This is a genomic window from Streptomyces sp. Go-475, from assembly GCF_003330845.1.
Lineage (GTDB): Bacteria > Actinomycetota > Actinomycetes > Streptomycetales > Streptomycetaceae > Streptomyces.
This window is the reverse complement of record NZ_CP026121.1, coordinates 5,007,640-5,033,317: the sequence shown is the minus strand read 5'-3', so window position 1 is coordinate 5,033,317 and position 25,678 is coordinate 5,007,640. Positions and strand designations below refer to the sequence as shown.

General features: G+C 71.3%; 24 protein-coding genes and 2 pseudogenes. 7 read left to right on the top strand and 19 right to left on the bottom strand.

Annotation, left to right across the window (positions count from 1 at the left end; all coding sequences use genetic code 11):
* Positions 1 to 17: 17 nt before the first annotated feature.
* The 7 genes from C1703_RS23260 to C1703_RS23230 are packed head-to-tail and all read right to left on the bottom strand — an operon-like array spanning position 18 to position 7,705.
* A complete protein-coding gene (locus C1703_RS23260) occupies positions 18 to 2,522 on the bottom strand; it encodes an NADH-quinone oxidoreductase subunit G (protein WP_114254702.1) in 2,505 nt (834 codons plus the stop codon).
* A complete protein-coding gene (gene nuoF / locus C1703_RS23255) occupies positions 2,519 to 3,868 on the bottom strand; it encodes an NADH-quinone oxidoreductase subunit NuoF (protein WP_198678251.1) in 1,350 nt (449 codons plus the stop codon). Before nuoF ends, C1703_RS23260 begins: the two co-directional genes overlap by 4 nt.
* A complete protein-coding gene (nuoE, locus tag C1703_RS23250; protein WP_114254700.1) occupies positions 3,865 to 4,725 on the bottom strand; it encodes an NADH-quinone oxidoreductase subunit NuoE in 861 nt (286 codons plus the stop codon). The genes nuoF and nuoE overlap by 4 nt, the downstream gene beginning before the upstream one ends.
* Positions 4,722 to 6,044 (bottom strand): NADH-quinone oxidoreductase subunit D, encoded by a 1,323-nt coding sequence (locus C1703_RS23245; RefSeq protein WP_114254699.1) that lies wholly within the window; start codon positions 6,042 to 6,044, stop codon positions 4,722 to 4,724. The genes nuoE and C1703_RS23245 overlap by 4 nt, the downstream gene beginning before the upstream one ends.
* Positions 6,041 to 6,781 carry an NADH-quinone oxidoreductase subunit C gene (locus C1703_RS23240; RefSeq protein ID WP_114254698.1) on the bottom strand — a complete coding sequence of 247 codons (741 nt, stop codon included), beginning with the start codon at positions 6,779 to 6,781 and terminating at the stop codon, positions 6,041 to 6,043. Before C1703_RS23240 ends, C1703_RS23245 begins: the two co-directional genes overlap by 4 nt.
* Positions 6,778 to 7,332, bottom strand: a complete 555-nt coding sequence (locus tag C1703_RS23235) for an NADH-quinone oxidoreductase subunit B (RefSeq protein WP_007383964.1) — start codon at positions 7,330 to 7,332, stop codon at positions 6,778 to 6,780. The genes C1703_RS23240 and C1703_RS23235 overlap by 4 nt, the downstream gene beginning before the upstream one ends.
* 13 nt (positions 7,333 to 7,345) lie before the next feature.
* Complete coding sequence (locus C1703_RS23230) at positions 7,346 to 7,705, bottom strand: NADH-quinone oxidoreductase subunit A (RefSeq protein WP_003974383.1); 360 nt, start codon at positions 7,703 to 7,705, stop codon at positions 7,346 to 7,348.
* A gap of 735 nt (positions 7,706 to 8,440) precedes the next feature.
* On the opposite strand from C1703_RS23230, the gene C1703_RS23225 reads away from it, so the two are divergent.
* Complete coding sequence (locus C1703_RS23225) at positions 8,441 to 9,274, top strand: C40 family peptidase (protein WP_114254697.1); 834 nt, start codon at positions 8,441 to 8,443, stop codon at positions 9,272 to 9,274.
* Between the two features lie 607 nt (positions 9,275 to 9,881).
* A complete protein-coding gene (def, locus tag C1703_RS23215; RefSeq protein ID WP_114254696.1) occupies positions 9,882 to 10,508 on the top strand; it encodes a peptide deformylase in 627 nt (208 codons plus the stop codon).
* On the opposite strand, the gene C1703_RS23210 is transcribed toward def, so the two are convergent.
* Positions 10,509 to 11,801: a geranylgeranyl reductase family protein gene (locus tag C1703_RS23210; RefSeq protein ID WP_114254695.1), complete on the bottom strand. Its 1,293-nt coding sequence runs from the start codon at positions 11,799 to 11,801 to the stop codon at positions 10,509 to 10,511.
* 243 nt (positions 11,802 to 12,044) lie between these two features.
* On the opposite strand from C1703_RS23210, the gene C1703_RS23205 reads away from it, so the two are divergent.
* Positions 12,045 to 12,356, top strand: a complete 312-nt coding sequence (locus C1703_RS23205; protein ID WP_114254694.1) for a PASTA domain-containing protein — start codon at positions 12,045 to 12,047, stop codon at positions 12,354 to 12,356.
* A gap of 4 nt (positions 12,357 to 12,360) precedes the next feature.
* Here the strand turns inward: C1703_RS23205 and C1703_RS23200 are convergent, their stop codons facing one another.
* Together C1703_RS23200 and C1703_RS23195 are read right to left on the bottom strand one after the other, a co-directional pair.
* Entirely contained in the window at positions 12,361 to 13,056 is a 696-nt protein-coding gene (locus C1703_RS23200; RefSeq protein ID WP_114254693.1) for a demethylmenaquinone methyltransferase, read from the bottom strand.
* A gap of 23 nt (positions 13,057 to 13,079) precedes the next feature.
* Entirely contained in the window at positions 13,080 to 13,523 is a 444-nt protein-coding gene (locus C1703_RS23195; RefSeq protein WP_232840563.1) for a hypothetical protein, read from the bottom strand.
* Between the two features lie 251 nt (positions 13,524 to 13,774).
* Between C1703_RS23195 and C1703_RS23190 the strand changes: the two are divergent.
* Positions 13,775 to 14,188 (top strand): annotated as a pseudogene (locus C1703_RS23190) (hydrolase); the annotation flags it as partial.
* A gap of 30 nt (positions 14,189 to 14,218) precedes the next feature.
* On the opposite strand, the gene C1703_RS23185 reads toward C1703_RS23190, so the two are convergent.
* The 9 genes and pseudogenes from C1703_RS23185 to C1703_RS23145 all read right to left on the bottom strand — a co-directional run bounded on the left by C1703_RS23185 (position 14,219) and on the right by C1703_RS23145 (position 23,905).
* Complete coding sequence (locus tag C1703_RS23185) at positions 14,219 to 14,665, bottom strand: hypothetical protein (protein WP_114254692.1); 447 nt, start codon at positions 14,663 to 14,665, stop codon at positions 14,219 to 14,221.
* Positions 14,666 to 14,682: 17 nt separating this feature from the next.
* A complete protein-coding gene (gene mqnC / locus C1703_RS23180; protein ID WP_114254691.1) occupies positions 14,683 to 15,882 on the bottom strand; it encodes a cyclic dehypoxanthinyl futalosine synthase in 1,200 nt (399 codons plus the stop codon).
* Positions 15,883 to 15,952: 70 nt separating this feature from the next.
* Positions 15,953 to 16,687 (bottom strand): prepilin peptidase, encoded by a 735-nt coding sequence (locus tag C1703_RS23175; RefSeq protein ID WP_114254690.1) that lies wholly within the window; start codon positions 16,685 to 16,687, stop codon positions 15,953 to 15,955.
* A 143-nt stretch (positions 16,688 to 16,830) separates the two neighbouring features.
* A pseudogene (locus C1703_RS23170) lies at positions 16,831 to 17,511 on the bottom strand (hypothetical protein); the annotation flags it as partial.
* A gap of 377 nt (positions 17,512 to 17,888) precedes the next feature.
* Entirely contained in the window at positions 17,889 to 18,119 is a 231-nt protein-coding gene (locus C1703_RS23165) for a hypothetical protein (RefSeq protein WP_114254689.1), read from the bottom strand.
* A 290-nt stretch (positions 18,120 to 18,409) separates the two neighbouring features.
* A complete protein-coding gene (locus C1703_RS23160) occupies positions 18,410 to 18,613 on the bottom strand; it encodes a hypothetical protein (protein ID WP_114254688.1) in 204 nt (67 codons plus the stop codon).
* A 123-nt stretch (positions 18,614 to 18,736) separates the two neighbouring features.
* The gene (locus tag C1703_RS23155) at positions 18,737 to 21,148 is read right to left on the bottom strand and encodes a PQQ-binding-like beta-propeller repeat protein (protein ID WP_114254687.1); all 2,412 of its coding nucleotides are present in this window, start codon (positions 21,146 to 21,148) and stop codon (positions 18,737 to 18,739) included.
* A 125-nt stretch (positions 21,149 to 21,273) separates the two neighbouring features.
* Positions 21,274 to 22,962, bottom strand: coding sequence for a serine/threonine-protein kinase (locus tag C1703_RS23150; protein WP_114254686.1), 1,689 nt, complete (start codon positions 22,960 to 22,962; stop codon positions 21,274 to 21,276).
* Between the two features lie 94 nt (positions 22,963 to 23,056).
* Positions 23,057 to 23,905, bottom strand: a complete 849-nt coding sequence (locus tag C1703_RS23145; protein ID WP_114254685.1) for a menaquinone biosynthesis protein — start codon at positions 23,903 to 23,905, stop codon at positions 23,057 to 23,059.
* 320 nt (positions 23,906 to 24,225) lie between these two features.
* Between C1703_RS23145 and C1703_RS23140 the strand changes: the two genes are divergently transcribed.
* From C1703_RS23140 to C1703_RS23130, 3 genes are all read left to right on the top strand, one after another.
* The gene (locus tag C1703_RS23140; RefSeq protein ID WP_004984723.1) at positions 24,226 to 24,429 is read left to right on the top strand and encodes a cold-shock protein; all 204 of its coding nucleotides are present in this window, start codon (positions 24,226 to 24,228) and stop codon (positions 24,427 to 24,429) included.
* Between the two features lie 132 nt (positions 24,430 to 24,561).
* Entirely contained in the window at positions 24,562 to 24,807 is a 246-nt protein-coding gene (locus C1703_RS23135; RefSeq protein WP_114254684.1) for a hypothetical protein, read from the top strand.
* A gap of 208 nt (positions 24,808 to 25,015) precedes the next feature.
* Positions 25,016 to 25,675, top strand: a complete 660-nt coding sequence (locus tag C1703_RS23130; protein WP_114254683.1) for a class I SAM-dependent methyltransferase — start codon at positions 25,016 to 25,018, stop codon at positions 25,673 to 25,675.
* Positions 25,676 to 25,678 lie beyond the last annotated feature (3 nt).

The following is a 25,678-nucleotide window of genomic DNA, read 5'->3' as shown; positions in this document are numbered from 1 at the left end:
TCCACCTCCTTGGGCGCTCATGCCTCCACCTCCTTGGGGGCCTCGCCGGCGAGCGTCGCCGGGCCGATGCGGACGAGGGAGCCGGGCCGCGCCCCGGTGTCGGAGGCGACGCCGCCGCCGGTGGAGTTGAGCGGGAGCCACACCACCCGGTCGGGCATGTCACTGATCTGCAGCGGCAGTTCGGCGACGCCCTGGGGGCCCGTCACCGCCAGGAGGTCGCCGTCCTTGACGCCCGCCTCGGCCGCCGTGGCGGCCGACACACGCGCGCGTGCGGCGTGCCGGGTTCCGGCGAGTGCCTCGTCGCCCTGCTGGAGGACGCCCTGGTCGAGCAGCAGCCGGTGTCCGGCGAGCACGGCCTCCCCCGCGGCCGGCCGGGGCAGCGGGCCCGCGGTCTCCAGGGGTTCACCGGCTCGCGGGCCGTCCCAGGCGCCGAGCCGGTCGATCTCGGCCCGCACGGTGCGCAGGTCCGGCAGCCCCAGGTGGACGTCCATGGCGTCCGCGAGCATCTGCAGCACGCGCGCGTCGCTGGGCGCGAGACGGCGGGTCATCTGGTCGGGCTTGAGCGCCGCCTCGAAGAAGCGGACCCGGCCTTCCCAGTTGAGGAAGGTGCCGGCCTTCTCGGCGACCGCGGCGACGGGCAGGACCACGTCGGCCTTGCGGGAGATCTCACTGGGCCGCAGTTCGAGCGAGACCAGGAAGCCGACCTCGTCGAGCGCGGCACGCGCGCGTGCCGGGTCGGGCAGGTCGGCGATCTCCACGCCCGCCACCAGCAGGGCCTGGAGTTCACCGGTCGCGGCGGCCTCCACGATCTGGCCGGTGTCGCGGCCGTAGCGGTGCGGCAGGCCGGCGACGCCCCAGACGGCGGCGACCTCGTCCCGCGCGCGCGGGTCGGTGGCCGGACGCCCGCCCGGCAGCAGCGACGGCAGCGCACCCGCCTCGACGGCACCGCGCTCCCCGGCCCGGCGCGGGATCCACACCAGCCGGGCGCCGGTCGCGGCGGCCGTGCGGACGGCGGCCGTCAGGCCACCGGCCACCGCGGCCAGCCGCTCGCCGACGACGATCACCGCGCCCTCGGCGCGCAGCGCCTCGGCGGCGGCAGCGCCGTCACCCTCCAGACCGACGTTGCTCGCGAGCGCGTCCAGCCACTCGGTCTCGGTGCCGGGAGCCGCCGGCAGCAGCGTGCCGCCGGCCTTCTCCAGACCCCGGGTGGCGTGCGTGGCGAGCGAGAAGGTCCGCTGCCCGTGCTTGCGCCAGGCCTTGCGCAGCCGCAGGAAGACGCCGGGCGCCTCCTCCTCCGCCTCGAACCCGACCAGCAGGACGGCCGGTGCCTTCTCCAGCGCGGTGTACGTGACGCCCGTGCCGTCGAGGTCCCGGCCGCGTCCGGCGACCTGGGCGGCGAGGAAGTCGGCCTCCTCGCCGCTGTGCACGCGCGCGCGGAAGTCGATGTCGTTGGTGTCGAGCGCCACGCGCGCGAACTTGCTGTACGCGTAGGCGTCCTCGACGGTGAGGCGGCCGCCGGTCAGCACGCCGGTGCGGCCCCGGGAGGCCAGCAGCCCCTGGGCCGCGATCTGCAGCGCCTCGGGCCAGGAGGCCGGTTCCAGCTCGCCCTCGGCGTTGCGCACCAGCGGCGTCTCCAACCGGTCGCGCTGCTGGGCGTACCGGAAGGCGAACCGCCCCTTGTCGCAGATCCACTCCTCGTTGACCTCGGGGTCGAGGGCCGCGAGCCGCCGCATCACCTTGCCGCGCCGGTGGTCGGTGCGGGTGGCGCAGCCGCCGGAGCAGTGTTCGCACACCGACGGGGAGGAGACCAGGTCGAAGGGGCGGGAGCGGAATCGGTACGCCGCCGAGGTCAGCGCTCCCACGGGGCAGATCTGGATGGTGTTGCCGGAGAAGTACGACTCGAACGGGTCGCCCTCGCCGGTGCCGACCTGCTGGAGCGCGCCCCGCTCGATCAGCTCGATCATCGGGTCGCCCGCGACCTGGTTGGAGAACCGGGTGCAGCGGGCGCACAGCACGCACCGCTCACGGTCGAGCAGCACCTGCGTGGAGATCGGGACGGGCTTCTCGTACGTCCGCTTGCGGCCGTCGAAGCGGGACTCGGCGTCGCCGTGCGACATGGCCTGGTTCTGCAGCGGGCACTCGCCGCCCTTGTCGCAGACCGGGCAGTCCAGCGGGTGGTTGATGAGCAGGAGCTCCATCACACCCTTCTGGGCCTTCTCCGCGACCGGGGAGGTCAGGTGGGTCTTCACCACCATGCCGTCGGTGCAGGTGATGGTGCAGGACGCCATGGGCTTGCGCTGGCCCTCGACCTCGACGATGCACTGGCGGCAGGCGCCGGCCGGGTCCAGGAGGGGGTGGTCGCAGAACCGGGGGATCTCGATGCCGAGCTGCTCGGCGGCCCGGATGACCAGGGTGCCCTTGGGCACGCTGATCTCGATGCCGTCGATCGTCAGCGTCACGAGGTCCTCCGGCGGGACCGCCGCCTCTCCCCCACCCGCGGGAGCGTTGGTGGTCACGGTCATGCGTTCACCTCCGTGCGGTCGGCCCAGGCCGTCGACTTGGCCGGGTCGAAGGGGCAGCCCCGGCCCGTGATGTGCTGCTCGTACTCCTCGCGGAAGTACTTGAGCGAGGAGAAGATCGGCGAGGCGGCGCCGTCGCCGAGGGCGCAGAAGGACTTGCCGTTGATGTTGTCGGCGATGTCGTTCAGCTTGTCGAGGTCGGACAGCTGTCCCTTGCCGGCCTCGATGTCGCGCAGCAGCTGCACGAGCCAGTAGGTCCCTTCGCGGCAGGGCGTGCACTTGCCGCAGGACTCGTGGGCGTAGAACTCGGTCCAGCGCGTGACGGCACGGACCACGCAGGTCGTCTCGTCGAAGCACTGCAGGGCTTTTGTGCCGAGCATGGAACCCGCGGCGCCCACTCCTTCGTAATCAAGAGGGACGTCGAGGTGCTCGTCGGTGAACATCGGGGTCGAGGAGCCGCCCGGCGTCCAGAACTTGAGGCGGTGCCCGGGGCGCATGCCCCCGCTCATGTCGAGCAGCTGGCGGAGCGTGATCCCGAGCGGCGCCTCGTACTGACCGGGATTGGCGACATGGCCGGAGAGGGAGTAGAGCGTGAAGCCGGGCGACTTCTCACTCCCCATCGACCGGAACCATTCCTTGCCCCGATGCATGATCGCGGGAACCGAAGCGATCGACTCGACGTTGTTCACCACAGTCGGGCAGGCATAGAGGCCCGCGACAGCAGGGAAGGGGGGACGGAGCCGCGGTTGACCCCGGCGGCCTTCGAGCGAGTCGAGCAGTGCGGTCTCCTCACCGCAGATGTACGCGCCCGCGCCCGCGTGCACGGTGATGTCGAGGTCGAGTCCGCTGCCCAGGATGTTCTCGCCGAGGAAGCCCGCCTCGTACGCCTCGCGCACGGCAGAGTGCAACCGCCGCAGCACTGGGACGACTTCACCACGCAGATAGATGAAGGCATGCGAAGACCTGATGGCGTAACACGCGATGATCATGCCCTCGATGAGGCTGTGCGGGTTCGCGAAGAGGAGCGGGATGTCCTTGCACGTCCCCGGCTCCGACTCGTCGGCGTTGACAACTAGATAGTGCGGCTTTCCATCTCCCTGCGGGATGAACTGCCACTTCATCCCGGTGGGGAATCCCGCGCCGCCGCGCCCGCGCAGACCGGACTCCTTGACGTACGCGATCACGTCGTCCGGCGACATGGCGAGCGCCTTGCGAAGCCCCTCGTAGCCGTCGTGCCTTCGGTACACGTCCAGCGTCCAGGACCTGTCCTCGTCCCAGAAGGCCGAGAGCACCGGTGCGAGCAGCTTCTCGGGGCTCATGTCTTTCAGCTCGGGTGCCAAGGTCATCACTCCCCCTCCTCGGCGACAGGCCCGGCCGGGTGGGCGGGGTCGGAGGCCGACGTGTCCTGCGGCGCGTCGTGCGAGCTCAAGTGCTCCGTCGGTGACGGGTCGTGCGGCGCATCGGTCCGGGCCGTCTCGCCGCGCGGGTGCACCACCCGGGCGGGAGCGCCCTCCCCCTTGGCGAGCTTCAGGCCGACCAGGGAGGCGGGTCCCGCGCTCCCCCCGGACTCGACGGCCCCGTCCCGCTCGTCGGGGAAACCGGCCAGGATCCGGGCGGTCTCCTTGAAGGTGCACAGGGGCGCCCCGCGCGTGGGCGCGACCGGCCGTCCCGCGCGCAGGTCGTCGACGAGGCGCTTGGCGCTGCTGGGGGTCTGGTTGTCGAAGAACTCCCAGTTGACCATCACGACCGGCGCGAAGTCGCAGGCCGCGTTGCACTCGATGTGCTCCAGGGTGACCTTGCCGTCGTCGGTGGTCTCGCCGTTGCCGACGCCGAGGTGCTCCTGGAGCTCCTCGAAGATCGCGTCCCCGCCCATGACGGCGCACAGGGTGTTGGTGCACACCCCGACCTGGTAGTCACCGCTCGGCCGGCGCCGGTACATGGTGTAGAAGGTGGCGACGGCGGTGACCTCGGCCGTGGTCAGGCCGAGCATGTCCGCGCAGAACCGCATGCCGGTGCGGGTCACGTGCCCTTCCTCGGACTGCACGAGGTGCAGCAGGGGCAGGAGGGCGGACCGGGAGTCCGGGTAGCGGGCGATGACCTCGCGCGCGTCCGACTCCAGCCGGGCCCGGACGTCGTCCGGGTAGGCGGGTGCGGGCAGTTCGGGCATGCCCAGGCTGACGCCCCGCTCGGAAGAAGAGGTGGTCACCGGTCGACGCCTCCCATCACGGGGTCGATGGACGCGACGGCGACGATGACGTCGGCGACCTGGCCGCCTTCGCACATCGCCGCCATGGCCTGCAGGTTGGTGAAGGACGGGTCGCGGAAGTGGACCCGGTAGGGGCGGGTGCCGCCGTCGGACACGACGTGCACCCCGAGCTCGCCCTTCGGCGACTCGACCGCCGTGTACGCCTGTCCCGGCGGGACGCGGAAGCCCTCGGTGACCAGCTTGAAGTGGTGGATCAGGGCCTCCATGGAGGTGCCCATGATCTTCTTGATGTGGTCGAGGGAGTTGCCGAGCCCGTCCGGTCCCAGGGCGAGCTGGGCCGGCCAGGCGATCTTCTTGTCGGCGACCATGACCGGGCCGGGCTGCAGCCGGTCCAGGCACTGCTCGATGATCCTGAGCGACTGGCGCATCTCCTCCAGCCGGATCAGGAAGCGGCCGTAGGCGTCGCAGGTGTCGGCGGTCGGGACGTCGAAGTCGTACGTCTCGTAGCCGCAGTACGGCTGGGCCTTGCGCAGGTCGTGCGGCAGGCCGGTGGAGCGCAGGATCGGGCCGGTGGCGCCGAGGGCCATGCAGCCGGCCAGGTCGAGGTAGCCGATGTCCTGCATGCGGGCCTTGAAGATGGGGTTCCCGGTGGCGAGCTTGTCGTACTCCGGGAGGTTCTTCTTCATCTTCTTCACGAACTCGCGGATCTGGTCCACGGCGCCGGGCGGCAGGTCCTGGGCGAGGCCGCCGGGGCGGATGTACGCGTGGTTCATCCGCAGGCCGGTGATCAGCTCGTAGATGTCGAGAATGAGTTCACGATCACGGAATCCGTAGATCATGATCGTCGTGGCGCCGAGCTCCATGCCGCCGGTGGCGATGCACACCAGGTGCGAGGAGAGGCGGTTCAGCTCCATCAGGAGCACGCGGATGATCGAGGCGCGGTCCGGGATCTGGTCCTCGATGCCGAGGAGCTTCTCGACGCCGAGGCAGTACGCCGTCTCGTTGAAGAACGGCGTCAGGTAGTCCATGCGCGTCACGAACGTGGTGCCCTGCGTCCACGTCCGGTACTCGAGGTTCTTCTCGATGCCGGTGTGCAGATAACCGATGCCGCAGCGGGCCTCGGTGACGGTCTCGCCCTCGATCTCCAGGATCAGGCGGAGCACGCCGTGCGTGGACGGGTGCTGCGGGCCCATGTTGACGACGATGCGCTCGTCGTCGGCCCGGGCCGCGGACTGGACGACCTCGTCCCAGTCGCCGCCGGTGACCGTGTACACGGTGCCCTCGGTGGTCTCCCGAGGGGAGGCGTGGGAAGTGCTCATGAGTACGACCTCCGCTGGTCCGGAGCCGGGATCTGGGCGCCCTTGTACTCGACGGGGATGCCGCCGAGGGGGTAGTCCTTGCGCTGCGGAAAGCCCTGCCAGTCGTCCGGCATCATGATCCGCGTCAGGGCGGGGTGGCCGTCGAAGACGATGCCGAAGAAGTCGTACGTCTCGCGCTCGTGCCAGTCGTTCGTCGGATAGACCTCGAACAGCGACGGGATGTGCGGGTCGCTGTCGGGGGCGCTGACCTCCAGGCGGATCACCCGGTTGTGGGTGATCGAGCGCAGGTGGTAGACGGCGTGCAGCTCGCGCCCCTTGTCGTTCGGGTAGTGGACGCCGCTGACGCCGGTGCACAGCTCGAAGCGCAGGGCCGGGTCGTCGCGCAGGGTGCGGGCGACGCGGACCAGGTGCTCGCGCTCGATGTGGAAGGTCAGCTCGTCGCGGTCGACGACCGTCTTCTCGATGGCGTTCTCGGGGAGCAGTCCCTGTTCCTCCAGGGCGCCCTCCAGTTCGTCGGCGACCTCGTCGAACCAGCCGCCGTAGGGGCGGTTCGCCGGTCCCGGGAGCCGGACCGAGCGGACCAGGCCGCCGTAGCCGGAGGTGTCGCCGCCGTTGTTCGCGCCGAACATGCCGCGCTGGACGCGGATCTCCTCGCCGCCCTGGCCGCGCTGGCCGGGGAGGTTGGAGGCCGACAGGTCCTTCTCGGGGTTGACCCCGTTGCCGTTCGCGTCGCTCACCGCAGCAGCCCCTTCATCTCGATCGTGGGGAGGGCCTTGAGCGCCGCCTCCTCCGCCTCGCGGGCCGCCTCCTCGGCGTTCACGCCGAGCTTGGAGGACTGGATCTTCTGGTGGAGCTTGAGGATGGCGTCCATCAGCATCTCCGGCCGTGGCGGGCAGCCGGGGAGGTAGATGTCGACCGGCACGATGTGGTCGACGCCCTGGACGATGGCGTAGTTGTTGAACATGCCGCCGGAGGAGGCGCAGACCCCCATGGAGATCACCCACTTGGGGTTCGGCATCTGGTCGTAGACCTGCCGCAGCACCGGCGCCATCTTCTGGCTGACCCGGCCGGCGACGATCATCAGGTCCGCCTGGCGCGGCGAGCCCCGGAAGACCTCCATGCCGAAGCGCGCCAGGTCGTAGCGGCCGGCGCCGGTGGTCATCATCTCGATGGCGCAGCAGGCGAGGCCGAACGTGGCGGGGAAGACCGACGCCTTGCGCACCCAGCCCGCGGCCTGCTCGACGGTGGTCAGCAGGAAGCCGCTCGGCAGCTTTTCTTCGAGTCCCATGACTAGTGGCCCCTCAGTCCCATTCCAGGCCGCCGCGCCGCCACACGTACGCGTACGCGACGAAGACGGTGAGCACGAAGAGCAGCATCTCCACGAGCCCGAAAATCCCCAGGGCGTCGAAGGTGACGGCCCAGGGGTAGAGGAAGACGATCTCGATATCGAAGATGATGAAGAGCATCGCCGTCAGGTAGTACTTGATGGGGAAGCGCCCGCCGCCGGCCGGCGTGGGGGTCGGCTCGATACCGCACTCGTAGGCCTCGAGCTTGGCCCGGTTGTACCGCTTGGGCCCGATCAACGTGGCCATGACCACGGAGAAGATCGCAAAGCCTGCCCCGAGGGCTCCCAGTACGAGGATGGGCGCATAAGCGTTCACCGCTCCTCGCTCCTCTCAGTCGGCACTGACTGCTGGCGGTTTGCATCGGGCTCACATCCGCCCCACCCGTCACCCGAACCCCGCCCGCCCCGGCGAAGATCGGGAACATGTGAAGCAGGTCACAAGCCCAACCGCGTGCATCTTATGCCCGACGCTCTGTGATCTGCGACACGGGGTATTGCACAAGCTTTGTGATCTCCACCACCTGACGATCGATCATGAAGTCGGATGAGCGGTGATCTTCACACCCGAAGCGTCCGAGTGATCACCAGAGGTGACATTTTGGCTCGTCGGCGCAGGCAGGAGGGTGGACGGAGGGCGCGTCTCAATATCAAGAGGGTTCCCTTGCATGCAAATTGGTGCTGGACTCGATCTCTTGATAGAGGCGCGTTCACACCCCAGGGGGCGTGTGAAACGGGGCGTGAACGCGTGCACGCGTTCACGATCTTCGCGAGGTCGTGACCCGGCCGTGATCTACGCGCCGGGACGCGACCGTCGCGGCAACCGTTCCGTGACCTCCATCACATGGATGAGAGGCGCATGAGAACGGGGCTTGGCCAATCAACGCAACCAGTGGTAGGCGCGGGGCAATTCGGGCGTATTGATCAAACACCGTGATCACAGGCCGGTTACGCCGCGCCCGCAATGTCCGTTACGGCGTCAATAAAGGGCCTCGTTCGGGGGTTTTGGGGGCCCGGTTGAACAACTGTGGCGCAGCACACGTTTCTTGAAGATATGAAGGAGCCCCTGGTACCGGTTGTTCCCATGTCCCACACCGCTCACATACGCAGCCACCGGAAGCCCCGCCGCAGCGCGACCTCGACGATCGCCATGCGTGCCGGAGTTGCCGGTGGCGTTCTCAGCATGGCAGCGGCGGGTGCGTCGGCCTCGGCGAACGCCGCCGAACCGGTGACGCAGACCATCGAACTGCCCACCCTGACGGCGGACATGTCCGCCCAGGTCGCCGAGTCCGCGGCCGCCACGCAGCAGGCCGCCGCGAACTACGAGCTGCGCGCAGAGCGTGACGCCGCCGCCGCCAAGGCCGCCGCGGAGGCCAAGAAGGACCTCGCCGAGGCGAAGAAGAAGGCGGAGGCGAAGAAGAAGGCCGCCGAGGCCGCCCGCAAGGCCGCCGCCGAGCGCGCCACCCGCAGCGCCGAGCGTGCCACCCTGTCCGCGTCCGCGTCCGCCTCGGCGTCGGTGTCGGCGCCCGCCAGCGGCAGCGTCGCGACGGTCATCTCGTTCCTGAAGGCCCAGCTGGGCGACGCCTACGTCATGGGCGCCACCGGTCCCAACGCCTGGGACTGTTCCTCCCTCGTGCAGGCCGCGTACAAGCAGGTGGGTGTGGACCTGCCGCGCGTCTCGCAGGACCAGTCGATGGCCGGCACGGACGTCCCGCTGTCCAGCATCCAGGTCGGCGACATCCTGTACTGGGGCGGCAAGGGCTCCGCGTACCACGTGGGCGTCTACATCGGGAACGGCCAGTACCTGGACGCGGCCAACCCCTCCAAGGGCGTCGTCATCCAGGACCTGTCGGGCTACCCGGCGTCGGGCGCGGTGCGCGTCCTCTGACGTCGCGTACGCACCGCATACACACATAACGGGCAAGAGGGCCGCTGCCGCTCGGGGGCAACGGCCCTCCCGACCGTCCGGGGGTCCTCCCGACGGTCCGTGGGATCCTCCCGGCCGTCCAGGACGCCCTCCGGGCCCGCCTGGAGCCCCTCAGGGCCCCAGGGCTCCCTCAGACCCCCCGGGGCCCTCACGTCCCCCTCAGAGCCACACGGCCTCCAGCCGAGGTCGGTCGTCTTCGGCAGCCCCAGCCGGTACCGCAGTTCGTCGACGCGCTTCAGGGGCTCCAGCTCCGGCGGCCGGTGCAGCTCCCAGTCCCGGCAGACAGCGCTCGGTGTCCGAATCGTCCGCATCGAGCAGCGCGTTGACGGCGTGTCGCGCGGACTCGTTGGCGTCCTCCATCGGCGCGACGGCGTAGGCGCGCTCGGCGAGCTCCGAACGCTCCCCCGGTCGCGGCGAGGAAGCGTCTGCGCGTGTGGCCGGACCGCCCCTGGGACTGCCGGGCGTGTTCTGTTGTCATGAGTTCCGGAGGGTGGAGAGGGACTCCCGGTGCCGGAAGTCGGCTTCCCGCCACCCTCAGCATCCTCACCCACACAAGGAGAGACGGCAGATGCCGAGTGTCTTCGTGCAGGGACGGCCCGTCGACTCGTATCCGCGGCGCGCGCCCGAGGCCCGGAACGGGAAGGTGCGGCGGATCACCGAGGTCGGCGAGGAGGTCCTGCACAAGCCGTGCCGGGACGTCACCGAGTTCGGGCCGGACCTCGCCGCGCTCATCGACGACATGTTCCTGACCATGTACATCGCGGACGGGGCCGGACTCGCGGCCAACCAGGTCGGGGTCGATCTGCGGCTGTTCGTGTACGACTGCCCGGACGACGACGGGGTGCGCCATGTCGGGCACGTCGTCAACCCGGTCCTGGAGCCGCTCGACGCCTCGCGCAGGAGGCTCCTCGACGAAGCGGAGGGCTGCCTGTCGGTGCCGGGCGCGACCATGGGCGTACCGCGTCCGGACCGGGCGGTGGTGCGCGGGTACGACCGGGACGGCGAGCCGCTCGTGATCGAGGGCACGGGGTACTTCGCCCGCTGCCTGGCCCACGAGACCGACCATGTGAACGGGCAGGTGTACCTTGACCGGCTGTCCGGGCGGGAACGCAAGGACGCGCTGCGGCAGATGGCGGACCGGCGGGAGGCGGTGCTCGCGCGCCGGGCCGCCAACATCCAGGCCCTGACCGGCTGATCAGGCCTTCGGCGCCGCCTTGCTCAGGCCGTTGATGATGCGGTCCATCGCGTCGCCGCCCGTCGGGTCGGTGAGGTTCGCGAGGAGCTTCAGCGTGAACTTCATCAGCAGCGGGTGCGTGAGGCCGCGCTGGGCGGCGATCTGCATGACCTTCGGGTTGCCGATGAGCTTCACGAAGGCCCGGCCGAGCGTGTAGTAACCGCCGTACGTGTCCTTCAGGACGCGCGGGTAGCGCTGGAGGGCCGTCTCCCGGCCGGCCGGGGTGGAGCGCGCGTGGGCCTGGACGATGACGTCGGCGGCGATCTGGCCGGATTCCATGGCGTAGGCGATGCCCTCGCCGTTGAAGGGGTTCACCAGGCCGCCGGCGTCGCCGACCAGCAGCAGGCCCTTGGTGTAGTGGGGCTGGCGGTTGAAGGCCATGGGGAGCGCGGCGCCGCGGATGGGCCCGGTCATGTTGTCGGGGGTGTAGCCCCAGTCCTCCGGCATGGACGCGCACCAGGCCTTCAGCACCTCGCGCCAGTCCAGCTCCTTGAAGGACTCGGAGGTGTTGAGCACGCCCAGGCCGACGTTCGAGGTGCCGTCGCCCATGCCGAAGATCCAGCCGTAGCCGGGCAGCAGACGGTCGACGGGGCCGCGGCGGTCCCACAGTTCGAGCCAGGACTCCAGGTAGTCGTCCTCGTGACGGGGGCTGGTGAAGTACGTGCGCACCGCCACGCCCATCGGGCGGTCCTCGCGGCGGTGCAGGCCCATCGCGAGGGAGAGCCGCGTGGAGTTGCCGTCGGCGGCGACGACCAGCGGCGCGTGGAAGGTGACCGCGCGCTTCTCCTCGCCGAGCTTGGCGTGCACGCCGGTGATGCGGCCGGTGCGGTCGTCGACGATCGGCGCGCCCACGTTGCACTTCTCGAACAGCCGGGCCCCTGCCTTCTGGGCCTGCCGGGCGAGCTGCTCGTCGAAGTCGTCGCGCTTGCGGACCAGGCCGTAGTCGGGGAAGGAGGCGAGATCCGGCCAGTCGAGCTGGAGGCGCACTCCCCCGCCGATGATCCTGAGGCCCTTGTTGCGCAGCCAGCCGGCCTCTTCAGAGATGTCGATGCCCATCGCCACGAGTTGCTTGACGGCGCGCGGGGTGAGGCCGTCGCCGCAGACCTTCTCGCGCGGGAACTCGGTCTTCTCCAGGAGCAGTACGTCGAGTCCGGCCTTGGCGAGGTGGTACGCGGTGGTGGAGCCGGCTGGCCCCGCGCCGACGACGATGACGTCGGCGGTGTTCTCGGAGAGGGGCTCGGTCACGACACTCACGGCAGGATCTCCCCAAGGTTCGGAATCGGTGTGCCGCCCGGGCACAGGACATGGGCAGTCTATGCAGCGGCATCGATCACCCGGTTGAAGGGCTGCCCCTCTCCGCACCGAACTCGCCGGTGACGGACGGTAATCGACTGTCACAGAAAGACACTTGTCGCTTCCGGCCGGTGCGGGGCGGGAGTTACCCTTCCTGTACCGCTGGGGGTGACATCTGTGCACATATCCCGCAAGACACCCGAAGTGCGCGTACCGCGTCTGGTCGGTCTGATGGCCGTCGACGCGCGCGAGACGGCCCGGGCGCGGGGCCTGTCCCTCACCGCGCCGGACCGGCCCGACTTCCACCTCGCCGTCGTCGACTACGTCGTGCGCCAGTACCCGCAGCCCGGCGCCGAGGTGCCGCGGGACGCGATGGTCTACGTGTGGTTCGACTTCGGCCCCGGCGAGGGCGGCGGAGGCGTGCACGAGCCGCGGGTTCCGCGACCGCCCAGGGGCGGACTCCAGCGCGAGCTGGACGAGCCGGGGGACCCGTACCTGGTCCTCAGCCCCCCGTAAGGCCTCAGCTGTCCTTGAAGCCCCGGTGCAGGGCCACGATCCCGCCGCTCAGGTTGCGCCAGGCCACCCGCGACCAGCCGGCCTTGCCCAGGCGCTCCGCCAGGGCGGGCTGGTCGGGCCAGGCGCGGATGGACTCGGCGAGGTAGACGTAGGCGTCGGGGTTGGAGGAGACGGCCCGGGCGACCGGCGGCAGGGCACGCATCAGGTACTCGGTGTAGACCGTGCGGAACGGCGCCCACGTCGGGTGGGAGAACTCGCAGATCACGATCCGCCCGCCGGGCCGGGTCACCCGGTGCATCTCGCGCAGCGCGGCGTCCGTGTCCTGCACGTTGCGCAGCCCGAAGGAGATGGTGACGGCGTCGAAGGTGTCGTCCTTGAAGGGCAGCCGCGTCGCGTCGCCGGCGGTGTAGGGCAGCCAGGGCTGCCGCTGCTTGCCGACCTGGAGCATGCCCTGCGAGAAGTCGCACGGGACGACGTAGGCGCCGGTGCGGGCGAAGGGCAGCGAGGAGGTGCCCGTGCCCGCCGCGAGGTCGAGGACCTTCTGCGCGGGGCGCGCGTCGACCGCCTTGGCGACCTCCTTGCGCCATCGCCGGTCCTGGCCGAGGGACAGCACGTCGTTGGTCAGGTCGTACCGTTCCGCCACGTCGTCGAACATCGAGGCGACTTCGTGCGGCTGCTTGTCCAGGGATGCGCGGGTCACGGGCCCATTCTTGCAGGACGCCCTCACGGCAGGAGCCTCGGCTTCCGCCGTGCCGCCACGTCCTCCACCCATCCGCACAGCAGCACGAACACGGCGATCAGCACCCAGCCCACGCCGAACAGGAACCACTGGCTGTCCAGCGGCAGGTACGCCTCGAAGGCCGGCACCTCCCAGAACCGGTCGATCAGCGGTACGGCGAGGACGAACGCGATCTCGTGCCAGAGGTAGATCGTGACGGCCCGCGCGTTGAAGACGGTCACGATCCGGTCGAGGCGCCGGTGGCGCGCCGGCACCGCGAGGGGGAAGCGGCCCTTCGCGTACATCAGCAGCGTCACGAAACCCGCCGACCAGAAGGCCTGCGCAAGCGGGTTCTCGTCGAGGTCGTACGTGCCGTACCCGCGCTGTGGGACCTGGCGACCTTCCTGTGCTGCTGGCTCCCCGGCTTCGCCCACCACGACGGCGTGCACCGAGCCGGTCGTCCGGCGGCTGCCACGCGAACCGGAACACCAGCAACGGGGCCAGGGACGCCGACAGGACGAGGAGGGGCTCGAGCCGGAAGATCCGCAGCAGGAGCGGGGAGAGGAGCACGAACCACAGGTACGTCCGCAGGTACCAGACGATCTCCCAGACCTGCTCGCCCCAGGCGTTGCCCGGCGGGTCGCCGAGCGGCACGACCCAGTGGAGGATCGGACGGCGAGCTGGCCGACTCCGCGTCCATAGCCGCCTCGCCTCCGCCCACGACAACGGCGTACGGGTCTCGACCGTCAACCTGATGACGATGAACTACGGCACGGCGTACGACGGCGACATGGGCGACTAAGCCCGCACGGCCGCGCGGGCCGCGCGCACCCAGCTGAAGAAGGTCTTCGGCACGTCGGACGGGGCCGCCTGGCGGGGCATGGCGCTCACCTCGATGATCGGCGTCAACGACATCGACGGTGAGACCTTCACGCTCGCCGACGCGGCCGAGGTCCGGGCCTTCGCCGAGGAGAAGGGCATCGGCTGGGTGTCGATGTGGTCGGCCGCCCGGGACCGGCAGTGCGCGAGCGGCTCCCGGGCGGACCGGCCGGCGACCGACTGCAGCGGGGCGACGCAGAGTTCGGGCGCGTTCGGGAAGGTGCTCGCCGGCTGACGCGGGCCGTTGCCGGAGGCCGGCTTCCGCTCAGCGCCGCCGGTGCACCAGCCGTCCCGCGCACACCGTCGCGAGGCACTCCCCCGCGTCGTCGAAGACGGCGAGGTCGGCGCGGCCGGTCGGGACGATCGCGGTCCGGCGGGCCCGCGGCAGGACGACGACGTCGTTCCGCTCGGCGGCGGCCCGGAGTTCCGCGGAGTCGACGTGCTCCTCCAGGACCGCCACCGCGCCGAGCTTCAGCACGGCGTGGACGCGTTCGCGCGGGCTCGGGGCGTCCGGCATCGGGCCCTCGTGGACGCGGGCCGGGCCGAGGATGCCGGGCCAGCTGCGCACCCGCGCCTTCGGGAACGCCTCGCGCACGTCGTCGAGGGTCCCGACGGCACCGATCCGGTCCCGTCCGACGACGACGGCGCCGCCCTTGACGGGATCGGAGTCCCAGGTGACGCGGACCGCGTCCGCCGTGTGAATGGTCTCCAACTCTTCTCCCGGACGGGCTAGTTGGAGGCGATCAGCTTGAGCTCGGGGTGAGCCGTGCCGCCCTCGATGGCCGTGGACGAGATGTGCGAGGCCACGCGGTCGTCGACGGGGTCGTTCGCCGGGTCGTCGTGGACGACGAGGTGCTCGTAGGTGGTGGACCGCTGCGCGGGCACCCGCCCCGCCTTCCGGATGAGGTCGATGATCTCCATCCGGTTGGACCGGTGCTTGGCGCCCGCGGAGGAGACGACGTTCTCCTCCAGCATGATCGAGCCGAGGTCGTCGGCGCCGTAGTGCAGGGAGAGCTGGCCGACCTCCTTGCCCGTGGTCAGCCACGAGCCCTGGATGTGGGCGATGTTGTCCATGAACAGCCGCGCGATGGCGATCATCCGCAGGTACTCGAAGATCGTCGCCTGCGTGCGGCCCTTCAGGTGGTTGTTCTCGGGCTGGTAGGTGTACGGGATGAAGGCGCGGAAGCCGCCCGTGCGGTCCTGGACGTCCCGGATCATGCGCAGGTGCTCGATGCGCTCGGCGTTGGTCTCGCCGGTGCCCATGAGCATCGTGGACGTGGACTCCACGCCCAGGTTGTGCGCGATCTCCATGATCTCCAGCCAGCGCTCGCCGGACTCCTTCAGCGGGGCGATGGCCTTGCGGGGCCGCTCGGGCAGCAGCTCGGCACCGGCACCGGCGAAGGAGTCGAGCCCGGCGGCGTGGATGCGCCGGATGGCCTCCTCGACACTGACCTTGGAGATCCGGGCCATGTGCTCGACCTCGGACGCCCCCAGGCTGTGGATGACCAGCTGCGGGAATTCCTTCTTGATCGCCGCGAAGTGCTTCTCGTAGTACTCGACGCCGTAGTCCGGGTGGTGTCCGCCCTGGAACATGATCTGGGTGCCGCCCAGCTCGACCGTCTCGGCACACCGGCGCAGGATGTCGTCGAGGTCGCGCGTCCAGCCCTTGGCGGTGTCCTTGGGGGCGGCGTAGAACGCGCAGAAGCGGCAGGCCGTGACGCAGACGTTCGTGTAGTTGATGTTGCGCTCGATGATGTACGTCGCGATGTGCTCGGTCCCCGCGTACCGGCGCCGCCGTACGGCGTCGGCGGCGGCGCCCAGCGCGTGCAGCGGGGCGTCCCGGTACAGCACGAGCGCTTCGTCCGGGGTGATCCGCCCACCGGCGGCAGCACGGTCGAGGATGGGCTGAAGGTCGGCCTTCTCGGTCACCGGGCGTCCCTTTCGTAAGGGTTGTGGACGGACCAGCCCAGCGTACGCCAGGGGTTCGGGGGGCTGGACGTCAGGCCGTGTACGCCCCCGCCAGGAGGCCCAGGAGCGCGCCCGTGATCAGGAACGGGCCGAAGGGGATCGCCGTCTTGCGGTCGGCTCGGCGGGTGAGGACGAGGGCGGCGCCGTACAGGGCGCCCAGCAGGAAGCCCGCGAAGGTGCCGAGCAGCACCGTCGGCCAGCCGTACCAGCCGAGTACGGCGCCGGCGCCGAGGGCGAGCTTGACGTCGCCGAAGCCCATGCCCGCGGGGTTGATGAGGAAGAGGACGAGGTAGCCGCCGCCGAGGGCGAGGGAGCCGAGGAGGGCTGTCGTCCACTCTCCCGCGTGCCTGGGGACCAGGGCGGTCAGCCCGAGCAGGGCCAGGGCGGCAGCGGCGAAGGGGAGGGTGAGCGGGTCGGGGAGGCGCCGGACCCGGAAGTCGACCACCGTGAGCAGGACACCGACCGGGGCGAGCAGCAGCCAGACGCCGATCTCGGGGCGGGTGCCGGTCGCGGCGGCGAGGGCGGCGCAGACGGCGGCGGTGGCTACGGCGAGCGGGGTCGTACGAGGACCGTGTCCGTGTCCGGGGGGCTCGCAGTCCCGGCAGGAGGCCGGGCCCAGCCAGCCCCGGACGGCATGCCCGCCGGGGCACGCCGCACGCCACGGCTCCCCCGAGGGCGCCGAGAACCGGTACGCCGCGCGCGGCAGCAGCGCTCCCGCCGCCGCGCCCCACAGCGCGGCGACGGCGACCAGCAGTCCGGTGCTCATCCCGCCGCGGCGATCGTGTCGCGCCAGGTCGGCAGCAGCTCGTCGAGCAGTGCCTCGGTGCGCGGCGGCAGGCCGCGGGCCCCGCTGCGGCCGATGAGGTCGGTGGCGAGCGCGGCCAGCCGGTCCGGGTCGCCGGTCTCGGTGCCGGGCACGGCCTCCAGGTCGAGCAGCAGCCGCGAGTCGTCCATCGTGCCGAGGCTGACGAGCCCGGGGTACGGGGCTGCCGTGTCGGCGTCCCCGTAGCGCTCGGCGTCCGCCCGGCCCAGCACCCGGAAGATCTGGTCCTGGCCCTGCTGCCAGGGCGCTGGCGGCTTGCCCGCGGGCTGGGCGAGCTGGAGGCGCAGGTCGCCGTTGCTGAGCCAGGCCGCGTGCACGACCGGCCGCGCGCGCGACTCCGCGGCGAGGGAGGCGGCGAGACCGCGCGGGCTCCGGTCGAGCAGCCGCCCGCCCTCGGGGTCGGCGCCGACGAGCGGCCGGGCGGACAACTGGCTGGGCCCGGCGCCCGGGACCCGACCCGGCACGCCGGCACCCGACAGCGCGGCCTTCATCTCGACCAGCACGCACGCCGTGAACTGCGCCCAGGCCAGCCACACCACGACGGTGAGGATGTTCAGGAACGTCTGGACGGTGATCTCCTGCTGCAGCCAGTCGAGGCTGGGCACCAGCGCGAAGGGCACACCCACGAGCAGCACGAGCAGGGCGACGAACGCCAGGAACGCCTTGACGACATCCCCGAACGACCGCTGCCGCACCCGGACCGGCTGCGGCGTCCTGTTTCTCGGGGCCGTGGTTCCCGTCGAGCTTGAGGTGGGGCGTCGCGGCATGGCGGGTGTCCTGGGGTCGTGTGCGGCGAGGTGAGAGATGTGCTGAGCCTACAGAGATCTCATGGACTCTCCTGGGGGCGTCGAAGGGCGAAGGGAAACAGCCCTGTTGACGTCCAGTTGACGTCCCATGTGCCCCCGTAGCCCCCCGAACGTTCCCCACACCATCACCCATGGCTGGACAAGTCGCCGGACGACATCAAGGACGACGAGACTGCGCGAAGTAAGGCTCCCGCAGCCCACACGGATCGCTGCGGGTACGTTCCGGAATCAAAGCAAGAATAATCCTCGGCCGGAATAGCGGCATACGGGCCGTACGCGTATACGGGCATACGCAAAGGCCCCGGATCCGGGATCCGGGGCCTTTCGCGTGCGTGTCGTCAGGAAGCGACGGCGGCGTTGACGTGCAGGTCGGCCGCGACACCCTGGGGCGAGACGGCGAGGCCCAGGCCGCCGCCGACGCCCGCGGTCAGGCCGGCGGCCGTGGTCTCGACGTAGAGACCGGCCGCGGCGCCGGCACCCGCGGCGACGCCGCCCGCCTGGCCACCGGCGATGCCGTCCAGCTCGGCGTCGGACATCTGGGCGGTCTCGATCTGCGGGGTGAAGGCCATGGGAGGCGGTTCCCTTCGTTTCAATAATTCGAAGTGCTCGAGCGCGACCGATCAAAGCACGCGGGGAGAAGGGCGGCCAGTCAGTGGTGTGCCGCGTGCGGCGGATTCCGGGGGGCGCATTCATGAGTGTGCCCGTTCCGTCACCGGGCAGCGCACCCTCTCCACAACTCCCGCCGCTTCGCGGTACAGAAATGTACGGCACACGGCGGGAAATGAGCCGTGCTCTACTCCTGCCCGCCTTTCCTCCGACCTCTCGGTGAACGGTGTGCAGATCCGTCGAAGGTTCCGGATCACGCCGCGATGTCCGGGCCGGTCATGTCCGTCTCGCGGGCGAAGGCCTTCACACGGGTGAGGCGGCGCGGGCCCGGGACGCCGGAGTGCCGCGTTCGAGGCGCCCGTTCGTGCGCGATCTGGAGGGTGAGGACGGTGTCCTGAAGGTCTTCACCGGTCGCGACGTCACGACGCCGGCCTGACGGCGCCGGCACGTCGGCCATCGGCACACGGCACACGGCACACGGGCCACCGGCCACAGGGCCACCGGCCACCGGCCACCGGCCACGGCACACGGGCCACGGGATCGGCCGGATCCCGTGGCCCTCGCCCTCCGCCGTCCGGGCTCACACCGCCGGCAGCGCGTAGATCTCGGCCCCGTGGGTCGTGAGCAGCCGGTTGCCGGACAGGGCGGCCTGCCACGGCTCGCCCGTCTCCTTGTTGTCGTCGTACACCCAGCGGGACTTGCCCGTCCCGGCGTTCAGGGCGAAGACGCCGCCGCCGTCCAGCGGCCCCGAGGCCCCGTACAGGGTCGTCCCGGCCTTCAGGAACGTCTGCGGAGGCTCGTCGGCGCCGGGGTCCTCGCACAGCCAGAGGCGCTTGCGGGTCTTGACGCTCACGGCCCAGACGCCGCCGTCGAAGTCGGCGGCGTAGAGCACACCGTCGATGACGGCCGGGTGGTGGAAACCGCGCCGGCCGTTCGGCGACAGGGCCCACTGCCTCTTCCCCGTCTCCACGTCGACGGCGGTGAGTTGCTCGCCGGGCAGGAAGACCAGTCCGTTCGCGACGGTGGGCCGCCGGCTCCACTCGTCACCGATCTTCTGGGTCCACAACTGGTCCCCGGTGGCGGTGTCGCGCACGGTGACGTTCTGGTTGGAGTCGGTGTAGACGAGGTACTTGCCCGAGACCGTGCCCTGGACGTCGTAGTCCTTGGTGCCCCAGTCGCGCCGCTGGACCCACACCTTCTTGCCGGTGGTGTGGCTGATGGCGGCAACGGCCGTGCGGTACTTGGTGGCGCTGCGGGACTCGCCGAAGTCCTTCGCCGTGACGTACACGTTGCTGTCGTCGATGGCGATCGTGCCCTCGACGGTCAGTGTCCTGCCGAGCCGACTGCGCCAGGCCTCCTCACCGGTCCGCACGTCGTAGGCGACGAGGACGCCGTCGTAGTCGCCGTCGGCCAGATACACCTTCCCGCCGTGGAACAGGAGCGGGGCGCCGGGGCGGCAGATGCCCGGCTTGGACCAGCGGGCGTCGCCGGTCTTCACGTCGTACGCCACCAGTGGGTCGCCGCTGACCACCAGCAGGCCGTCGTGCGTCAGGAGCGGTACGTCGGTGGCGGTGCTGTCCGGGGTCGCGCTCTCATGCCACAGGGGCTGCGGCGCCACCCCGGCCGGAGGCGTCGTGAAGTCCTCGCCGACGGGCACGGCCACGCCTCCCTTGCCGCCTGCCGTGTCGGGCCCGTCCCCGTCCCGGCCGAGCAGCCATGCCGTACCGCCGCCGATCGCCGCGACGGCCGCCGCGCCGCCGAGAGCGAGGGAGAGCGCGCGTCGGCGGGAGGGGCCGGAGCCGGTGGGGGCGGCGGGGCCCACCTGCGCGGCGCCTGGCGGGGGCGTGCTGTAAGCAGGGGTCGGGGTGCCGTAACCAAGGGGGGCGTTGCCGCCGGGGGGCGTGCCGTAGGCGGGGGCGGGCGTGCCGCCGTAACCGGGTGCCGGCGTGCCGCCGTAACCGGGGGCGGGCGTAGTGCCGTAGCCGGGTGTCTGCGGGTAGCCGTATCCCGGTGCCGGTGTGGTGGTGGGTGTCGGCCCGCTGTCCAGCGTCGTCGGCGCGGGACCGAAGGATCCTCCGGCGGGTGCCGGTTCGTGAGGGGCCTCCAGGTCCAGGATCCCCGCCGCGTGGGTGGCGATCGTCGACGCCACCGCTGACGGCAGCCAGTCCTTGAGCAGGCCCTCGACGCCCTGCGGGGCCAGCGCTGTGACGATCTCCGGGGGCGTCGGCCGCCCGGCGGGATCCTTGAGCAGACACGCGCGGACGAGTCCCAGCACGGACTGCGGTACACCGGTCAGGTCCGCCTCGCCGTGCACCACTTGGTAGAGCATCGACGCGTGCGAGGCGGTGCCGTCACCGAAGGCCGCGTGCCCGGTCGCCGCGAAGGTGAGGACGGCCCCGAGCGAGAAGACGTCGCCCGCCGTGCCGACGTCCTGCCCCAGTGCCTGCTCCGGCGGCATGTAACCGGGCGAGCCGACCACGACTCCCGTCTGCGTCATCCGGTTCCCGTCCACGGCCCGTGCTATGCCGAAGTCGATGACGCGCGGCCCGTCTGCGGCGAGCAGGACGTTGGAGGGCTTGAGGTCTCGGTGTATGAGGCCGGCCGCGTGGATCTCCTGGAGGGCGGCGGCAAGGCCCGCGGCCAGCGCGCGTACCGTGTGCTCCGGCAGCGCGCCGTGCGCGGCGACCACGTCCGTGAGGTCCGGGCCGAGCACGTACGACGTCGCCAGCCAGGGCAGCGGCGCGTCCGGGTCGGCGTCCACGACCGGCGCGGTGTAGCGGCCGGACACCGCCTTGGCTATCTCGATCTCGTGCCGGAACCGGGCGCGGAAGTCGGTGTCCGCGGCAAGGTCCTGCCGTACGACCTTCACGGCCACGGTCCGGCCACCGGGCGACCGGGCGAGGTAGACGCGGCCCATTCCACCGGCGCCGAGTCTTCGCAGAAGGCGGTAACCGCCCAACTCCCGCGGATCATCCGGTTGCAGTGTTTCCATGACGGGCCTTCCCCGTTGCGAACCGTTCCTGGAGCACCCGGTTCATGTGATGGTCTTCGCTATCGCAGACACAGTAGTGACCATGGGGAACGGGCCGGGCAGGTGGGAGTGCCGGCCGGGGACACCTACTCGACCTTCGACATCCGAGCCTGCGGACGCCCCGACTCCGCGCTCTCCGACCGGTATTGGAGGTCGTCGCCGACCCGCGTGAGGTGGACGGTCGTCGGGGCCGGGTTGCAGCCCCCGTGGTTGGTCTTCGCTCCGACGGACGTCGCGACGAGCTTCTTCTTCGTGACCTGCTTCAGGGTCAGTACGTCGACGCAGACGCCGCCGATCTGGTCGGTCTGGCGGAGCCGGCCCAACTCCCGGCCGACCGTGGCTCGTTCGACCGTGATCCGGAACGTGCCGAGGGGCAGCCTGCCGTCGAGGGCGGTGCCCTGGCCCTCCCAGGTGCCGAGGTAGCCGGCGGGCACCGTAGCTGAGGGGGCGGAACTCGCGGTCGCCGCCGGTGGTGAGTCGTTGCCCGCTCCGGAGCCGCCCGTGTCGTCGTCCTGGGAGATCCGGCCCGGCAGCAGGTCGAAGACGAACACCGACCCGATCGTCACGGCCGCCATCGCCCCCGCGACCGCCAGCGCCACGGAGCAGCTCAGCTTCCGCACCCGCCCGCCGCCCTCCGGCACGGACGTGGCCGACACGGAGACGGAGACCTTGCCGGGGCGCCGCCCACCGGCGGGCACGGCCGTGTCGACCGTGCCGACCGCGTCCTGCCGGTGCCCGCCACGGGGTTCGGGTACGGCGGAGGGGGCCGCCGGGGCGGGTGCGGACGGCGCCCCCACCGCGGGGCCGCTGAAGGCGATCGGCAACGAAGGGTCGCTGAAGGCGATCGGTCCCGAGAGGGCTTCGGGCGCCCCCGGCCCCGTCGCCTCCAGGTTCAGCAGGTGCACGGCGCTCCGGCTCACCCGCTCCACCAGTGCCCCGGGGAGCCACCCGCCCGCCACCAGCCGGGCCGCGCCCTCGGGGGCCAGTCGGCGGGCCACCTCCGTGGGGGTGGGCCGGGCGGCCGGGGCCTTGGTGAGGCACGCTGCCGTGAGGTCCCGCAGCTCCCCGTCCAGCGCGCCCAGTTCCGGTTCCTCGTGGACGACCTTGTAGAGCAGGGCGGCCGAGGAGTCGCCGGGGAAGGGCGGGGCGCCGGTCGCCGCGTACGTCAGGACCGCGCCCAGCGAGAAGACGTCCGCCGCGCCCGTGACGCCGTGGCCCAGGATCTGCTCGGGCGACATGTAGCCGGGCGAGCCGATCGACACGCCCGTGGACGTCAGGGACGCCGTGCCGTCCGTGGCCCGGGCGATGCCGAAGTCGATCAGCAGCGGGCCGTCGAGCGTGAGCAGGACGTTCGACGGCTTCACGTCCCGGTGGACGAGGCCCAGCTCGTGCACCGCCGCCAGCGCCTCGGCGAGCCCCGCGCCCAGGGCCCGTACGGTGGGTGCCGGCAGGGGACCGACGTCGGCGACCGCCGCGGACAGCGAGGGGCCCGCCGCGTACGCCGTCGCCACCCACGGCACGCGCGCCTCCGGGTCGGCGTCCAGCACGGGTGCCGTCCAGGCGCCGCCCACCCGGCACGCGGCCTCGACCTCGCGCCGGAACCGGGCCCGGAACTCGTCGTCCAGCGCGAAGTGCGGGTGCACGATCTTCACCGCGACCGTGCGGCCGCCGGCGCTGCGGCCCAGGTAGACCCGGCCCATGCCGCCGGAGCCCAGCCGGCCGAGCAGCCGGTAGGGCCCCACGGCCGTGGGTTCGTCGGCGTCGAGCGGCCGCATGGGCGTCACCCCTCCCCCGTGGGCGCGCGCAGGCCTTCGCCGGCCCCCGTACGCGCGCACTGCACAGCAGAGTAGTGCCGGAGCGGCGCCCGGCTCACGGCTGGAGCAGGTCCACCTTCACGTCCGCCGGGAAGCCGGTCGTCGGGCCGACGCGGCGGGCGAACTCGGCGACGGCCGCCAGCTGCGGGCCGCCGAAGCGGAAGTCGAGGGTCGTGAAGTAGCGGGCGAGGGTCGCCTCGTCGAAGGCCTCCCAGCGGGCGGCCTGCTCGGCGACCTTGCCGACCTCTTCGAGGGAGAGGTTGCGGGAGTCGAGGAAGGCCTCGTGCACCCGGCGGGTGAGGACCGGCTCGCGCTCCAGGTAGTCGCGGCGCGCCGCCCAGACCGCGAAGACGAACGGCAGGCCCGTCCACTCCTTCCACAGCGCGCCCAGGTCGTGCACCTCCAGGCCGAAGCGCGGCCCGTCGAGCATGTTGGCGCGCAGCGCCGCGTCGCCGATGAGGACGGCGGCCTCGGCCTCCCGCATCATCAGGCCGAGGTCGGGCGGGCAGGTGTAGTAGTCGGGCTGGACCCCGTAGCGCTCGGCGAGGAGCAGCTGGGCGAGTCGGACGGAGGTGCGGGAGGTCGACCCGAGGGCGACGCGGGCGCCGTCGAGCCGGTCCAGGGGGACCTGCGAGACGATCACGCACGACATGACCGGGCCGTCGCAGCCGACGGCGATGTCGGGGAAGGCGACCAGCTCGTCGGCGTGCTTGAGGAACTCGACCAGGGTGATCGGACCGATGTCGAGATCGCCCTGCACCAGCTTCTCGCTGAGCTTCTCCGGGGTGTCCTTGGTGAGCTCGAAGTCGAGGAGCGTGCCCGTTCTGGCGAGCCCCCAGTACAGGGGCAGGCAGTTCAGGAACTGGATGTGGCCGACGCGCGGCCGGGTGCGAGGATTGTCCACATCGTGAGGCTAGCCCGCACGGCGTACGGACCGGCGCGCGACCCCGGTGTCGGCGCGCGAGCGGGGGCCATGCGCCTTCACCGCCAGTCGGCGGGGGATGTTCAAACATTCGGGTGACGTGATCTTGACCCCTATTGCATTCCGGTGTCCGCGTGCTAGGCTCGTCGCAAGTTGCAGTTTGGTTTCCCTTGCAGTACAGAGCCTGCGGAGCATGTGACCGCGGGCTCTCGTCATTCTCAGACGTATGCAGTTGTGCAGAATTCATCTTCACACTTGCTGGTTCTGGAGCAGGGCAACCCTTTTGGGCCCAAGGAGGGCTTATGGCTACCGGAACCGTTAAGTGGTTCAACGCCGAAAAGGGCTTTGGTTTCATCGCCCAGGAGGGCGGCGGCCCCGACGTCTTCGTCCACTACTCCGCGATCAACGCGACCGGATTCCGGTCCCTCGAGGAGAACCAGCAGGTGTCTTTCGACGTCACGCAGGGCCCGAAGGGCCCGCAGGCTGAGAACGTCACGCCGGTCTGATAGCAGTACCCAAGGAGCCCCGCGCCGTCAGGCGGCGGGGCTCCTGCCTTTTCCCGGCCCGCTTCCGGCCGGCCTTCCGTGAATTCTTGGCGAATTCTCCTCCACGACGGCCGGACTCGGGAGAATGTTCGGATGCGGAACGACGAACAGAACGGTGGCTCCCCCGGGAACAGCCACCTCGCGACCGGCCTGTCACTCGGCCTCTCACTCGGCACGGCGACCGGGCTGGTGCTCGGTATCACGGTCTTCGACAACCTGGGCCTCGGCCTCGGCCTCGCCCTGGGCCTGGGACTCGGCACGGCGATCGGCGCCGGAGCGGGCCTCGGCGCCGCTCGGGCCCGAGAAGGCCGGGAGACCGAATCGCCGAGTGAGGGATAGGCCCTCCGGGACGCCGGGCGAGGGTCCCCAGGACGCCGGGCGTGGAGCTGGTGCCCCAGGACGGCGGGGGGGAAGGCAGACCCCCGACGCCGGGCGGAAGGCAGACCCCCTTCCCGACGCCGGGCGACGGCCGGCGCGGTGCGGGCAGTCGGGCCGGAAACGTGCGGGCGGGCAGTCGGGCGGTGAGCGCTGGTCCTAGGCTCCGGGCATGACCGATGCCGGCTTCCTCATCGAGACCCGCACCTTCTACGACACCGTCGCCGAGGACTACGCCGAGCACTTCCGGGACGTCGGCGTGGGCACGGCGCTGGACCGGGGGCTGCTGGCCGGTTTCGCGGAGCTCGTCGGCGCCGGGGGCGAGGTCGCCGACCTCGGGTGCGGGCCCGGCCGGGTGACGGCGTACCTGGCGGCCCGGGGGCTGTCCGTCTTCGGCCTGGACCTGTCGGAGTCCATGCTCGCGATCGCCCGCCGCGAGAACCCCGGCCTGCGGTTCGTGAAGGGCTCGATGCTGGAGCTGGACCTGCCCGACGGTTCGCTGGACGGTGTCGTGTCCTGGTACTCGACCATCCACACCCCGCTGGACCGGCTCCCGGACGTCTTCGCCGAGTTCGGCCGCGTGCTGCGCCCCGGGGGCCATCTGCTCGTCGCCTTCCAGGCCGGTGACGAGCCCCGCCGCTACGAGGAGGCCTTCGGCCACAAGGTGGCCCTGGACTTCCGCCGCCGCCGGCCGGAGCGGATCGCCGCGCTGCTGGAGGCCGCCGGGTTCGCCCTGCGCTCACGGACGGTACGGGAGCCCGACGAAACCCTCGGCGAGCCGGTCGCCCAGGCCTGCCTCGTGGCCCGCAAGCCGCCGACGGCGGTCGCGTAGGCC

Bases quoted from the DNA above. Each gene is read 5' to 3' on its own strand.
- C1703_RS23155 (WP_114254687.1), bottom strand. From the start codon at position 21,148: ATGGAAACACTGCAACCGGATGATCCGCGGGAGTTGGGCGGTTACCGC.
- C1703_RS23260 (WP_114254702.1), bottom strand. From the start codon at position 2,522: ATGACCGTGACCACCAACGCTCCCGCGGGTGGGGGAGAGGCGGCGGTC.
- C1703_RS23150 (WP_114254686.1), bottom strand. From the start codon at position 22,962: ATGCGGCCGCTCGACGCCGACGAACCCACGGCCGTGGGGCCCTACCGG.
- C1703_RS23160 (WP_114254688.1), bottom strand. From the start codon at position 18,613: ATGGCCGACGTGCCGGCGCCGTCAGGCCGGCGTCGTGACGTCGCGACC.
- def (WP_114254696.1), top strand. From the start codon at position 9,882: ATGCCGAGTGTCTTCGTGCAGGGACGGCCCGTCGACTCGTATCCGCGG.
- C1703_RS23225 (WP_114254697.1), top strand. From the start codon at position 8,441: ATGAAGGAGCCCCTGGTACCGGTTGTTCCCATGTCCCACACCGCTCAC.
- C1703_RS23130 (WP_114254683.1), top strand. From the start codon at position 25,016: ATGACCGATGCCGGCTTCCTCATCGAGACCCGCACCTTCTACGACACC.
- C1703_RS23165 (WP_114254689.1), bottom strand. From the start codon at position 18,119: ATGGCCTTCACCCCGCAGATCGAGACCGCCCAGATGTCCGACGCCGAG.
- C1703_RS23235 (WP_007383964.1), bottom strand. From the start codon at position 7,332: ATGGGACTCGAAGAAAAGCTGCCGAGCGGCTTCCTGCTGACCACCGTC.
- C1703_RS23175 (WP_114254690.1), bottom strand. From the start codon at position 16,687: ATGAGCACCGGACTGCTGGTCGCCGTCGCCGCGCTGTGGGGCGCGGCG.
- C1703_RS23135 (WP_114254684.1), top strand. From the start codon at position 24,562: ATGCGGAACGACGAACAGAACGGTGGCTCCCCCGGGAACAGCCACCTC.
- C1703_RS23245 (WP_114254699.1), bottom strand. From the start codon at position 6,044: ATGAGCACTTCCCACGCCTCCCCTCGGGAGACCACCGAGGGCACCGTG.
- C1703_RS23140 (WP_004984723.1), top strand. From the start codon at position 24,226: ATGGCTACCGGAACCGTTAAGTGGTTCAACGCCGAAAAGGGCTTTGGT.